10 protein-coding genes are annotated in these 13734 nt (G+C 62.1%); 3 read left to right on the top strand and 7 right to left on the bottom strand.

Annotated features, from left to right (window positions below):
- Window positions 1-52 precede the first annotated feature (52 nt).
- A complete protein-coding gene (locus CTR2_RS11190) occupies window positions 53-868 on the bottom strand; it encodes an AraC family transcriptional regulator (RefSeq protein WP_087084033.1) in 816 nt (271 codons plus the stop codon).
- Between the two features lie 275 nt (window positions 869-1143).
- On the opposite strand from CTR2_RS11190, the gene CTR2_RS11185 reads away from it, so the two are divergent.
- The 3 genes from CTR2_RS11185 to CTR2_RS11175 all read left to right on the top strand — a co-directional run bounded on the left by CTR2_RS11185 (window position 1144) and on the right by CTR2_RS11175 (window position 6337).
- Window positions 1144-2805, top strand: a complete 1662-nt coding sequence (locus CTR2_RS11185) for a 2-isopropylmalate synthase (RefSeq protein ID WP_087084034.1) — start codon at window positions 1144-1146, stop codon at window positions 2803-2805.
- Window positions 2806-3068: 263 nt separating this feature from the next.
- On the top strand, window positions 3069-5462 hold the full coding sequence (locus CTR2_RS11180) for an adenosylcobalamin-dependent ribonucleoside-diphosphate reductase (protein ID WP_087084035.1): 2394 nt from the start codon (window positions 3069-3071) through the stop codon (window positions 5460-5462).
- A 227-nt stretch (window positions 5463-5689) separates the two neighbouring features.
- Window positions 5690-6337: a dihydrofolate reductase family protein gene (locus CTR2_RS11175; protein WP_087084036.1), complete on the top strand. Its 648-nt coding sequence runs from the start codon at window positions 5690-5692 to the stop codon at window positions 6335-6337.
- Window positions 6338-6474: 137 nt separating this feature from the next.
- Here CTR2_RS11175 and CTR2_RS11170 read toward each other — a convergent pair whose 3' ends face one another.
- The 6 genes from CTR2_RS11170 to CTR2_RS11145 form a co-directional block, all read right to left on the bottom strand.
- A complete protein-coding gene (locus CTR2_RS11170; RefSeq protein ID WP_087084037.1) occupies window positions 6475-6840 on the bottom strand; it encodes a hypothetical protein in 366 nt (121 codons plus the stop codon).
- A 324-nt stretch (window positions 6841-7164) separates the two neighbouring features.
- Entirely contained in the window at window positions 7165-8595 is a 1431-nt protein-coding gene (locus CTR2_RS11165) for a chloride channel protein (protein ID WP_087084038.1), read from the bottom strand.
- 205 nt (window positions 8596-8800) lie between these two features.
- On the bottom strand, window positions 8801-9157 hold the full coding sequence (locus tag CTR2_RS11160; RefSeq protein WP_087084039.1) for a DUF3325 domain-containing protein: 357 nt from the start codon (window positions 9155-9157) through the stop codon (window positions 8801-8803).
- A complete protein-coding gene (locus CTR2_RS11155) occupies window positions 9154-9456 on the bottom strand; it encodes a hypothetical protein (protein ID WP_087084040.1) in 303 nt (100 codons plus the stop codon). Before CTR2_RS11155 ends, CTR2_RS11160 begins: the two co-directional genes overlap by 4 nt.
- A gap of 14 nt (window positions 9457-9470) precedes the next feature.
- A complete protein-coding gene (locus tag CTR2_RS11150) occupies window positions 9471-11111 on the bottom strand; it encodes a PepSY-associated TM helix domain-containing protein (protein ID WP_087084041.1) in 1641 nt (546 codons plus the stop codon).
- A gap of 10 nt (window positions 11112-11121) precedes the next feature.
- Window positions 11122-13704 (bottom strand): TonB-dependent siderophore receptor, encoded by a 2583-nt coding sequence (locus CTR2_RS11145; protein ID WP_087084042.1) that lies wholly within the window; start codon window positions 13702-13704, stop codon window positions 11122-11124.
- Window positions 13705-13734: the final 30 nt, after the last annotated feature.

Here is a 13734-nt window from a genome sequence, read left to right as displayed (position 1 = left end):
GAAGCTATTTTCGAAGCAAAAGATCTTGATGCGGCAGGCGTTGCAAGACCGGCTAAGGCCGCCTAGCCCGGCCTGCCGACGCTACAAACTCCGATGGCGGGCGGCCGAACTGCTTGCGGAATGCAGCCGAGTATGCGCTATGGCTTTCATAGCCGCTTTCCAGTGCCACAGTCGTGATGGCCATCCCCTGCAGCAACTGGGGGATGGAGGCCATCAGGCGCATCTGCTGATACCACCTGCCCCAGTTCATCCCGGTGCTTTTCAGAAAACGGCGGTGCAGCGTCTTGGGCGTGAGCGCATGCTGCTGCGCCAGCGCCTCCACCGTGGTGCGCTGTGCCGGAGCATGCAGCATGCTCTCGCAGATGCGTCGCATCAGCGCATCCTCCGGCCAGGGCAGGTAATACGGCAGCGGAGCCAAGGACCTCAGCTCCTCCAGCAGCAAACTTCCCAGCAAGGCATCGCGCGGGCGATGCGGCCCCTGATGAGGCAATTCGACTAGCGCCACCATCAGCTCCCTGACCAGCGGCGAGACATGCAGCACGCAATCCTGGGCCGGCAGCTGTGCGGACCAGGCCTCGTCGACGAACAGACCATAGGCTCGCACCGCCGTGGTCGCAGTGATCCGGTGCAGCATGCCCGGGCGCAGCCACACCGCTGTAGTGGGTGGCACCAGCCACCGGCCGCAGGGGGACTCGACCAGCAACACGCCTTCAGAAGCATAAATGACGTGACCACGGGCATGGCTGTGCTGAGGCACCACATGACCAGGCGGATAACGCTGCTCCACGCCCGTGACAGGCAGTGGCGAGGCCTGGGCATGCTGCAGATCCAGCGCATGCGCACCATGTTCGGGGGAGGCAAAACCCATTCAATCTGTCCAAATCTCTACAACAAATGGATATCTATCGATAGAAGTCTATACCGTTGACGACATAAAGTAGCCCCACTGTCTGCATCAACCCGCACTTTTGCCGTGAAACACCGCCACCCGCTTTCGCTATGCCTACTGGCTCTGACATCTGGTCGGGGTCCGCATGCACGCGTTCGCGCATGGTCCCATCCTAGTCTCCCCAGACCCCGACCTTAGCCAGCCCAATGCGGGCAGGGAGACCAGATCATTGTTTCCCAAACCCCAAGGTCTCTATGCTGGCTGATCCCTCTACAAAATACCGCGCATTTCCCGTTGTGGACTTGCCCACCCGCCAATGGCCTGCCCGTACATTGGCGCAAGCGCCCGTGTGGCTTTCGACCGACCTGCGCGACGGCAACCAGGCGCTGTTCGAACCCATGAACCGCGAGCGCAAGCTGCGGTTGTTCGAGGAACTGGTCGCCATCGGTTTCAAGGAAATTGAAATCGGCTTCCCCTCCGCTTCCCAGACCGACTTCGACATCGTGCGCCACCTGATCGATGCGCAGCTGATTCCGCATGACGTCACGCCCATGGTCATCACCCAGCTGCGCGAGGACCTGATTGCCACCACGGTGCGCAGCGTGGCGGGTGCGCGCCGCGTGATCGTGCACCTGTACAACGCAGTGGCCCCGGCCTTCCGCGAAATCGTCTTTGGCATGGAAGTGCCGCAGATCATTGCCATGGTGGAGCACCATGTGCGCCACCTCAGGCAACTGACCGAGCAGCACCCCGAAACCGAGTGGGTGCTGCAATACTCCCCGGAAACCTTCTGCATGGCCGAGCTGGACGTTTCCCTGGCCGTTTGCAATGCCGCCATTGCAGCCTGGGATGCCGGTCCTAAGCGCCCCATGATCATCAACCTGCCGACCACGGTGGAGGTTTCCACCGCCAATGTGTTTGCAGACCAGATCGAATGGATGGACCAGCGCCTGGCACGGCGCGAGCACATCACGCTGTCGGTACATCCCCATAATGACAGAGGCACTGGCGTGGCCTGTGCCGAGCAGGCCCTGCTGGCCGGCGCCCAGCGTGTGGAAGGCTGCCTGTTCGGCAACGGCGAGCGCAGCGGCAATGTGGATCTGGTGACGCTGGCCCTGAACCTCTACACTCAGGGCATTGCCCCCGGCCTGGATTTTTCCGACATCGCTGCCGTGGCCCGCATCGCCGAAGCCTCGACAGCCCTGCCCATACATCCGCGCCACCCCTATGTGGGTGACCTGGTGTTCACGGCTTTTTCCGGTTCGCACCAGGATGCGATTGCCAAAGGCTTTGCGGCGCAGAAAGCCGATGCCCCATGGCGCGTACCCTATTTGCCCATAGACCCGCAGGACCTGGGACGTACCTATGACAGCATCGTGCGCGTCAACAGTCAGTCCGGCAAAGGCGGTATTGCCTTCCTGCTGCAAAAGGACTGGGGCATCACCATGCCGCGGCGCATGCAGATCGAGTTCAGCGCCATCGTCCAGGCCTGGGCCGACAGCAGCGAAACCGAACTGAGCAGCGCACAGATCTGGGAGCTGTTTGAAGCCACCTACCTGCGTGCCCAAGCCGGGTCTCGGTCACTGCGCTATCAAAGCCACCGCCTGTTCGGCAGCCCGCAAGGCCAGGGTATCGAGCTGCACTGGCACGATGCCGACGGGCAACTCAGGCTGTGCAGCGGCATGGGCAACGGCCCTATTGCAGCCACCGTTGCTGCACTGGAGTTGCCGCTGCGCATCGACAGCTATGAAGAGCGCAGCCTGGGCAACGGCGCCGACGCCTGCGCCGTTGCCATCATCGAAGCCGCATGGCCTGGCGTGCCCGGCTCACGGTTTGGCGTAGGCATGCACGCGAACATCGTCACCGCATCGGTGATGGCGGTCGTGAATGCCGCTGCGCGCTTTGAGGGGGCATGATTCAGACCCGTGCGTAGCCTTACGTTGCTTCGCCCTATCGTCGGCCGATACCGCTTGAGGCTCGACCTGCGCGGTGCCCTCCCTCATACGCCGACCCGGTCTTTTCCGTCTATTTTCAGCGGGTCTGTCACAATTTTGGGGCGGGCCCGTTCTGGCGACGGAGGCCTCGGGTCACTTGGTGCATCGCCGATGTTGCGCTGCGTCACAGTACTGGCAAACAGTCTGCGCTACAAAGTCGGCATCCGATTAGCATGAGGCATGTCATGAATACACTCCCTCCTCAGGCCATCAGCCAGGATGTGCTGGCCGAAAAATATCTGGCCGACGGCGAGCAATCCGAACAAGAGCTGTTTGCCCGCGTGGCACGAGCCCTGGCCGCCGTTGAGAAGCCTGAGCTTCAGACGCATTGGGAGCAGCAATTCCTGGCCAATCTGCAGCGCGGAGCCATCGGTGCTGGCCGCATCATGGCAGCGGCGGGGCTGGACACCAAGGCCACGTTGATCAATTGCTTTGTGCAGCCCGTCGCCGACGCCACCAATGGTTTCGACACCCAGGGAAACCCCGGCATCTACACAGCGCTTTCTCAGGCAGCCGAGACCATGCGCCGCGGTGGCGGCGTGGGTTATGACTTCTCCAACCTGCGACCGCGCGGTGCGCTGGTGCGCGGCACCAACTCCTTTGCCTCGGGCCCTTGCTCCTTCATCGATGTCTTCGATGCATCCTGTACCACGGTGGAGTCGGCCGGTGCGCGTCGCGGCGCCCAGATGGGCGTGCTGCGCATTGACCACCCCGATGTACTGGAATTCATCACTGCCAAGCGACAAAAAGGCCGCTGGAACAACTTCAATGTTTCTGTGGGCGTGAGCAGCGCCTTCATGCAGGCGGTCAGGGACGACGAAACCTGGGAGCTGGTGCATGTCGCCGTTCCCAGCGAGGCTCAAATACAGGCCGGCGCCCATCGCCGCGACGACGGCCTCTGGGTCTATAAAAGCCAGCCTGCGCGTGCGCTATGGGATGCCATCATGCGCTCGGCCTACGACTTCGCCGAGCCCGGCATCCTGTTCCTCGACAACATCAACGCCGACAACAACCTCTGGTATGCCGAGCAGATTGCCGCCACCAACCCCTGCGGCGAGCAGCCCCTGCCGCCCTATGGCTGCTGCGATCTGGGTCCCGTCATACTCACACGCTTTGTGCGTGAGCCGTTCACACCTCAGGCTTTCTTCGACATGGAGGCCTTTCGCGCCGCCGTCGCGGTTCAGGTGCGCATGCTGGACAACGTGCTGGATGCCACCGTCTGGCCCCTGCCCGAGCAGCAACGCGAGGCGCAGCAAAAGCGCCGCATCGGCGTGGGCTTCACAGGACTGGGCGACGCCCTGATTCTGCTGGGCCTGCGTTACGCCAGCGATGAAGGCCTGCAGCAGGCCGCATCAATAGCCCGCGCCATGCGCGATGCGGCTTATACCGCGTCGGTGGAGCTGGCACGGGAAAAAGGTGCCTTCCCTCTGTTCAACGCCAAGCAGTATCTGAAAAGCGGCTTTGCCAAACGCTTGCCCAAGGAGCTGCGCGCTGCCATCAAAAAACATGGGCTGCGCAACAGCCATCTGCTGTCCATCGCGCCCACGGGCACCGTGTCGCTGGCCTTTGCCGACAATGCGTCCAACGGCATCGAGCCCGCTTTTTCCTGGACCTATACGCGCAAAAAGCGCACGGCCGACGGCGGCGAGCAGTTCTACACCGTACAGGATCACGCCTACCGCCTCTACAAGGCCTTGCACGGCGACGATGCCCCGCTGCCCGAGTGCTTTGTCAGCGCCTTGGAGCTAAGCGCCAGCGAGCATGTGGCCATGATGCGCTGCGTCCAGCCGTTTATCGACACTTCGATTTCCAAGACCGTCAACATCCCGGCCGACTATCCGTTCGAGGACTTCAAGCACCTCTATATGGAGTGCTGGGAGGTCGGCCTCAAAGGCTGTGCCACCTACCGCCCCAACGACACGCTGGGTGCAGTGCTCTCTACCGAATCTGCCTCAAAAACCTCTCAAAATCCCACTAATAAAGCGCAAGCTGCTATCAATTCCTCAGGCTCCAATGGCACGGCGGCCGTGATAGAGCGCCGCCCCGAAGGACCGCTCAATGCCGTGGTCGACAAGATCGAATACTTCACGCATGACGGCATAAGGCGTCTCTATCTCGTCGTCAGCTTCATGGTGGTCGACGGTGTGGAGCGTCCCATCGAGTTCTTCATGCCCGTGGGCCAGACCGGGGAGAGCCAGCAATGGATCACGGCCACCATGCGCAGCCTGAGCCTGGCCGCGCGTGGCGGCTTTCTCGACAAGGCCCTGGCCGATCTGCGCAAAGTTGCCTGGGATCGCGGACCTGTACGCTACGGCACCAGGATGCGTGATGACGGCAGCCGCATTCCGCTCTGGCATGACAGCGAAGTGGCGCTGCTGGCCTACGCCATCCAGAGCATCATCGCCAACCGGGGCCTACCCCAGCCCGCGCCCAGCACGGCGGCCACGCCGGCATCTCCCTCCGAGAACAATGCCTCCGTCACCGGTCAAAAATGTCCCGACTGCGGAGCACATGCCATGATCAAAAAGGATGGCTGTCAGTTCTGTACCGCCTGCGGCTTTGTGGGGTCATGCGGTTGAAAAATGGATCGCTTGAATTGCGAACAAGCGGGGCAGCCAGTTGGATGACTGAGTCCGCAGCAGCATCCATTCAGGCAGAGACCCAAGGCAGCGGTCCGACGCGGCTTCGGACCCAACACCCTGCGCGCAACAATGCGCTGGGTGACCGAGGCATGTGGAAACGCCAGGTACAGACGTTGATATCAAGGCCATCGATCATCACTCTTTAACCTGAAAGGTGTTCCGTCATGAAAGTCAAAGTCCTCTGCTTCGGCATCTCGCTGGACGGTTACGCCGCCGGACCCAACCAGGATTTGCAGAACCCGCTCGGCGTCGGTGGGCCTGAGATCCTTGAGTGGTTCTTCCCCACCCAAGTCTTTCAGCGTATGCATGGAGGGTCTCAGATCGGCGAAACAGGTGTCGACAATCAGATGGCCGAACGCTCCTTCGAGAACATCGGTGCGTGGATTCTGGGGCGCAATATGTTCGGCCCGATACGCGGCCATTGGCCCGACGAAAGCTGGAAGGGCTGGTGGGGCGATGAGCCACCCTATCACGTGCCCGCATTTGTCCTGACCCACCATGCGCGGCCCGTGCTGCGCATGCAGGGAGGCACCGATTTTCACTTCGTCACGGATGGCATTGCATCGGCGCTGGCGCAAGCCAAGGCAGCCGCAGGTGGTCGCGATATTCGCATAGGCGGCGGCGTAGCCACCGTGCGACAGTTCCTGCAGGCGAGACTGGTCGATGAGATTCACCTCGCTGTACGTCCTCTGTTGATGGGGGCCGGCGAAAACCTCTGGCAAGGCCTGGACATGCGTGCTCTGGGCTATGAGGTCGCCGAAGTGAGACAGGGCGAACGAGCCATGCATGTGATGGTGCGCAAACAAGCGTAACGCCTGAAAATTGGGTCGCACTTGATACATCAGACGTACTCTTGGCAATCCGGACTGTCCAGGCCCATTGACCTGACACTTGTGACGCTCATGCTCCAACCGGGACGGCTAGCGACAGTCGTATTCAGGACGCTTGTTCAACGCTTTGCTTCGGAGGTCGAAAGAGATGATTTGCTGGACCGATAGGCCAGATCGGTGCCGCAAGTGATCTCAGTCGTAGGCGTCGCATACATCACCAATGGCGAGCTCGCCCAACTTCTCGCTCTTTGGATATCACATTCCAGCTCTTGCCTCTCAAGCTCGACCATCAGGTACTCACGGTAAGCATCCACTCGGACCTTCGGCTCGGTGGTCGCGCTTTGAAGCAACTTATTGAGTTGTTGCTGCTCATGCAGCATGCCCTTCTGGCGATCGAGCAAAGGCTGGAGTCCTGCCTCGACAGGCTGTATTGCGTGAGCAAAGCCAACCCAGGCCATGGCGATAAAAAGAGCGACTTGGCGCATGTTTGTGCTTCGCCCCCGCGTAAGTAAAGTGGATAGCATCAACCCCTGGCCTTGCCCACAATAACACTTGCCGCGCTGAGATGCACTATGGGTCGCCTCACGCCTTTGCCTTTATATAGGGGTTGGCGGAAGTACTCTTACTGCCGTCCGGCATCCAACGTCAATGACTGAGTGCGACTCTCTCAAAGAGCCTGTAGGCCCGGCTCACCGACTGCGCCACGCGCCCAGGATCACCTGAACCCTTGACTTCACCCGAGCATAATCACCGTTGGCCCAAACCATTTCCATTCCTCGTAGACGCTGCTCATGGATTCAACTGACAGCCTAGCCTTGGCGCGATTTTTGCAGTGCATCGGGCTCGGATGACTCATCCAGTGTCACTGGCTGCGTGGACTCCGCCGGAGCCGCAGCGGTTTCTGGCTCCTGCTCCTTGGGCAAAGAGGCCCTTGCCACCTGGAGCATGTGCAGGGCCAGCGATTCATACAGCGGCCGCGCAATCATGCGCGAGATCATGCTGGCGATCATGGCCGATGCCATGAGGCTCAGCACCAGTGCGTGGCCATCCACCATCTCCATCACGATGATGAAGGCCGTCAACGGCGCCTGGGTGACCGCCGCCAGAAAGGCCGCCATGCCCATCGCTATCAATGCAGGAGCTATATCCGTAGTTCCAACAATCGATGCAACGTTATTCCCCACGCCTGCACCAATCGACAGCGAAGGCGCAAAGATACCACCGGGTACGCCCACCCAGGCCGATAGCCAGGTGGCGATGAATTTGAGCGTGACGTAGAACTCGGGCACATCGGCCTCGCCCTGCAGCATATGCTTGACGGCTTCGGAACCCGCACCAAAGGTGGCGCCGCCGGTGACCACGCCGATGACGGCAATCAGCAGTGCCAGCATTGCCGCAAAGCGGATGGGAAAGCGTGACCTGAGCTTGTTGAGGCGCTCCGTGGATGAAGTCAGCGAGTGGGTCATGAGCTTGGCGAACAAGCCGCCCAGCACGCCACAGGTCAGCGCCACGGCAAGACAAGGCAGCAGGTCACGCCAGCCGAGCTCGGCCACACGTATGCGGCCAAAGTAGCTCAGATTGCCGAAGACCGAGACCCCCATCAGGCCGGCCAGCACAATGGCAGCGATGATGAGTCCGCTGGAGCGCGACTCCAGCTTGCGCGAGAGTTCCTCGATTGCAAACACCACGCCCGCCAGCGGGGCGTTGAAGGCTGCTGCAATACCTGCCGCGCCACCAGCCACCAGCAAGGCATGGGTATTGATGACGGACTTGGGGCCCAGCCAGCGTCGCGCCGAATGCATGACACCGGCAGCCACCTGAACAGACGGTCCTTCCCGCCCTATCGACAGCCCCGCAAGAAAGCCCGCACTGGACAGCACGATCTTGGCAAACGACAGCCACAGCGACACAAAGCGCTTGCGCAAGCCGGCATCGACCGATGGCTCCAAGGTGGCAATCACCTGTGGTATGCCCGAGCCGCTTGCACCGGGAGCCCATTTGCGCGTGGCCCAGACAGCCGCAGCCGTGATGGCGGGCATCCAGATCAGCACCAGCCAGCCGTGGACGCCGTGGTAGATGCTCTCGAAAAAGCCGAAAGCCGCCTCGGCCAGCAGCGTGAAAGCCACCACGCTCAGCCCCGCTGCCGCGGCATAGGCCAGCACCACCGTCCGCTCCAGCCAGCGCTTGCCATCGCGCATCTCTTCATTGAGGTTGTGAAAAAAGTCTGGCTCTTGATGCATGGACGGGCATTCTTTCCGGGGCGGGTGCAAAACGGGCGAATGCCCCCATTCTGCGCCAGCTGCTGGGCTGCGCCGATTCGCAATGTCCACAACGGCCAGCATCGCAGGTGTGCCGAATGGAGGCCCGAGCCTGGAACCCCCAGCAGAACCAGGCGGACTGCCCGGGGCAGATAGACCGCCGCGTTCTATCCCCGGGCGGCCACTGTCATCGCATTGGGTCCGCCAGAATCGTCCATGCCAAGGCGCCCAGGCCACCCATGGCCGCAAACACCGCACCCTGCCGAGGCATATAGGCGAGCAGCCATGCGACCGCTAGCGCGGCCACACTGAGGCAGCCCAGCCAGACGACTATTCCCACCGCGCCACCCCAGCAATCCATGCAGTGCCGCAGCGCCAGCAGCATCAGCGCGGCCCCCGCCAGGCGCAGCACAACCCGCAGCGCCGGCCCGGGCTCGCCGCGCGATACAAGCTGATCGCAATGCCTATCCATCGCCTGGCTCAGCACCAGCATGCCTGCCAGGCACAGCGCCAGGGCGCAGAGCATCACTTGCCACAGACTCATGCCACACCTTTCAGCGCCTGCAGCGCAGCCGTCAACAAGGCAGCCGAGCCCGCCATCCAGGCCATCACGCGCAGCAGGCTGCGCACATGGAAGATCCAGAGCGCCACTGCGGTGTAGAGCAAAAAGCTGATCAAGGTGGATAACAGCACCGCTGGTGCACGCGGCATGGCACCCACGGCCACAAGCGCATGGGCCATCACGGTGCAGGCCAGCGCCGTGAGCGCATAGCCGCCCAGCGTGGCCATCAGCACGCGCAGCAGCACAGCCCAGCGATAGCGCTTGGTCTGTGCCCTGGTCATTATTGCCGCCGCTTTCATGTGAGACCTCCCGTAACCGCGCCACGGCCCGCACGCTGCTGCTTCACGCTCTTGCTACGCCACGACTTTTCATGCCGCCATGCCCCCCAGGCCACCAGCAGGCCCAGCGCCATGCAGGTCAGCTCCAGCCCGGCCCGCTGACCATCGCCCTGGGCCAGGTACAGCAGCAGGTGCTGGCCTGTAGTCATGGCATTGAGCAGCGGCAAGCCCAGGCACAGCAAGGCCAGCATCCATAGCTGTTCGCACCAGGCCTGGCGCGCCGTGCGCAGCAGCGCATGCAGCAGGCTCAATGCCCAGACGGCAAAGAACACGCGGATTTCCCAGCCGGAGCGCGGCTCCAGCGCCAGCGGCAGCAGGCGGTTGCCGTAGAGATAGGCAATCGACGCCAGTGCCGAGCCTGCCAGCGCTGCCACATTGAGCGCGTCGATACAGCGGTACATGGAATGCGTGGCCACACCCCATTCATTACCGCTTCTTGCACGGCGCTTGACCGCAAACAATATCGATCCGCTGGCAATCATTGCCGTGCCGACTAGGCCCAGGACAAAGTACAGCCACTTCATCGTCCAGCCACCAAAGGTGACCAGATGCAGCGCGCTGATGACGGGATAGGTGTCAGTCGCCAGATTGCCGGGGGAGGGATCGTTTGGTGCTTGCAGCAAGCGACCGCTGGCGGCATCAAGGATTAGTGAATTGGCGCTGTTGACCATTCGGCGCGTCGCTGCCGTATCCGGCCTCCCTTCCGTGAAGCGTACCGTGGCTGGCGCACCTTCAGGTCGCTGCACCACCACACCCACAACAGGCTCCGTCAGCAGGGACTGGGCCTGCTGCGCAAGGCCGACAAGATCCGCACCAGCCTTCGCAGGCGCATCTGAAGCCGCTTTCACCTCGGGCCTGGCCTTCAACTCGGACTCGTAGCGGCTGTAGGCCGAACGGTCCTTCCCATATAGCGATTGCAGCGGCCAGGGCATATAGCTGGTGTAGAAATGCGCGAGTCCGGTGTAGACGATCATGAACAGAAACGGCAGCGTGAGCACGGCCGATGCGTTGTGCGCATCCAGCCAGGAACGCTGCCCCTTGCCGGGCCGGAAGGTGAAGAAGTCCTGGAAGATGCGACGGTGCACGATCACGCCCGAGACCAGCGCCACCATCATGCACATCGAGACCAGTCCCACCACCCAGAAGCCCGCGATACCGCCCTGGAGAGAATAGTGAAAGGACATGAAATGCCGGCCGCCCTCGGTCTGACGCATGGCTGGTTCGGGCAGGACTTCGCCCGTCTGCACATGCAGGTTGGCCTGCAGATCGCCGTCCTGGGAACGCGCGAATACCTTGACGCCCTCGCCGGTGTGCAGCGGCAGACCGATGCGCCAGATGTCGGCATCCGGCGCCGTCTTTCCCAGGTGCTGCTCGGCCAGCCGCAAGGCCAGCAGACGCTCTTCCCGAGAAAGCGGCTGCTGGCCGCTGCCCTCCAAAGGTGCACCCTGCATCCACAGCGTGATGGGCTCACGGAACACGCTGATCGAGCCTGTCAGAAAAATGGCGCAGAGCAGCCAGCCGCACACCAGGCCACACCAGGTGTGCAGCCATGACATGGTCTGGCGAAGTCCGGGCCGGGATGCTGGCTTGCCGCTCATGTCGGCCCGCTCAGAACGCGCCACGCAAGGTCAGCAGCACGCTGCGCGGCTCGCCATACCAGTTGCCGCTGCCCGAGGTCCCAACCGTCTTGTAGTAAGACTTGTCGAACAGATTGTGCACATTGAGTGCAGCCGACCAGTTGCGATTGATGCGGTATTGCACGCTGGCGCCCCAGACGGCGTAGCCAGCCTGGGTGAAACGGAAGGGAACGGCATCGCCATCGTATTGGCCCGATGCCGGGTTGTAGCTGTTGGCCGTGCCGCTGACATAGGTGGCGCTTTGCAGCGTCACGCCACCGCCCACCGTCCATGGCGAGAGCTGGCCCTGCAGCTGATAGGTGCTCCACAGCTTGAACAGATGCTTGGGTGTGATGGAGCTATAGACCAGTTGCGACGGGTCGGTCTTGTTGCGATTGTGGTTGTAGGTATAGCCGGCAAACAGCTGCCAGCCCTGCGCCAGCTGACCGCTCACTTCCATGTCCACGCCCTGGCTGATGATCTTGCCCTGCGCGACATAGCAGCAGCTCAGACCCAGATTCCCCACATCCGTATCCGGATAACGTGGATCACGCACCGCCTGCCCCTTGCGCTCGATACGGTACAAGGCCAGCGCAGTATTGAGCTTGCCATCGGCGAGCTCCCCCTTCATGCCCAGCTCGAAGCTGCGGCCCTTGATCGGGTCCAGCGCAGCGCCTGGTGCCGGCCCGGCCAGCATATTGGCCTGCGACTTGTGGATCTCGGTCACGCTGCCATAGGCCGTCCACTGCTTGCCCAGGTCATAGACCAGGCCCGCATAGGGAGTGAAGATGCCGCTTTCGCTGTAGTATTCGCGACCGCTGGCCCGAACACTGCCATCGGCGTTGTAGTTGATGTATGGGGTGTCGTAGGAGTAGCTGGCATAGCGCCCTCCGACAATGGCGGTGAGCTGATCCGTCAGGCTCAGGTTGGCACGACCATAGAAGCCTTTTTGTGTGGCGCCGTAGCCCGGGTAGCTGCGTGTCTTGCGCTCGCTTGCAGCCGGGGGAATTCTGCCGGGATCGAACTCGTAGACATTGGTCAGCGAAAGCGGCGTGTCCATCTCGGAGTAGTAAGTGTCCTGATCGTCACGCACCTTGCTCCAGTCCGCACCGAGCAGCAAGCGGTGCTTGCGGCCGAATAACGAGAACGGGCCGCTGGCATGCACATCCAGGCTTTTTTTCTCCGAACGAAAATCGTTGGAAAAGCCGGTCCAGTTGGCGCCCAGACCTGTGACCGGATCGACAGCCCCGCTGAGGCTGGCCAGCCGCGCATCGCTGTCCACCTTCTGATAATTGACTTGAGCCTTGAGCTTCCAGTCCCCCGCCAGTTGCTGGTCGAGCTGCGCAAAAACTTCCTTGGCGCTCTTGTCGTAGTGGCTCCAGCCCGCCATCAGCGCGGTTTTGCGGGACAGCTTCAGATCATCGCCATTGGCGGCACGCGGCAGGCCTTCGCGCCAGGGAGTGGCCTTGAGCTTGTCGTAGCTGGCTCCCAGGCTCACACGCGTGGAGCTGGTCACATCGGCCTCCAGAATGCCGTAGAGCAAGCTGTTTTGCGAATCCGCTCCACGATAGAAGAAGTTCTTGTCCGAATGCGCGAGCACGGCACGACCACGCAGGCTGCCTGCTTCATTCAACGGACCCGCAACATCCAGCTCGGCCTGTTTGCGACTCCAGCTGCCGACGCCCACCGAGCCCAGAATCTGCTTTTGCGTTGTGGGACGCTTGCGCACCAGATTGATGGCACCGCCAGGCTCCCCATTGCCGCTGAACAGCCCGTTGGCGCCGCGCACCACCTGCACGCTGTCATACATGGCCAGATTGGGGTCGAACAGCTGCTGGCTGAAGGCATCCACGCTGGCACCGTCGATCTGCACATTACTGATCTCGAAGCCGCGCGACAGAAACTTGGTGGCCGCACCGCCCAGCCCCCCCGCCCCGCCATAGTCCACCGTCACGCCGGTGGTCTGCTGCATCACTTCCCCCACATTGCTCATGGCCTGGTCTTCAATGCGCTGGCGCGTCACCACCGAGATCGACTGTGGTGTCTCGCGGATGTCCTGCCCTTTGCCCAGGGACACATATGAGGCGGCATACGAGCCGCTGCCCTCTGTGGCTTCGCGTTCTGCCTGCGCGGTCACCGTCACCTCGCCCAGCATGCCGGTCTGGCTGCTGTGGCGGCGCACGGTGATGGCCGACCCGGCAGGTACGGCTTCCAGCCCGCTCCCAGTCAGTGCCTTGCCCAACGCCTCGTTCAAGGTATGAACGCCTTGCAGTGCCGGCGCCGTGCGGCCCTCCACCAAGGCCGCATCGACCGAGACCGACACGCCCCAGGTGCGGGCCAGTGCATTCAATGCCTGTCCCAGGGGCTGCGCAGGCAAGCTAAGGCTGCGCGATGTGGACATGGCCGTCTGGCTGCTGGCGCTCTGGGCATGAGCCGTTGGCAACACCGCCAGAGCTGACCATGCCAGACCGGCCATGGCACTGGCCAGAGCCACGCTGCGCAGACTGCCACCATGCGAACCCGCAGCCAAACCCTTCCCTTGGTTAGAAGAAAAATGAGAGTGATTTCTTTTCATCAAATACGTCCTGTGAATTGCTTGTCAAAG

The sequence above is a fragment of the Comamonas thiooxydans genome (genome assembly GCF_002157685.2).
GTDB lineage: Bacteria > Pseudomonadota > Gammaproteobacteria > Burkholderiales > Burkholderiaceae_C > Comamonas > Comamonas testosteroni_H.
This window is presented reverse-complemented; position numbering and strand designations above follow the sequence as displayed.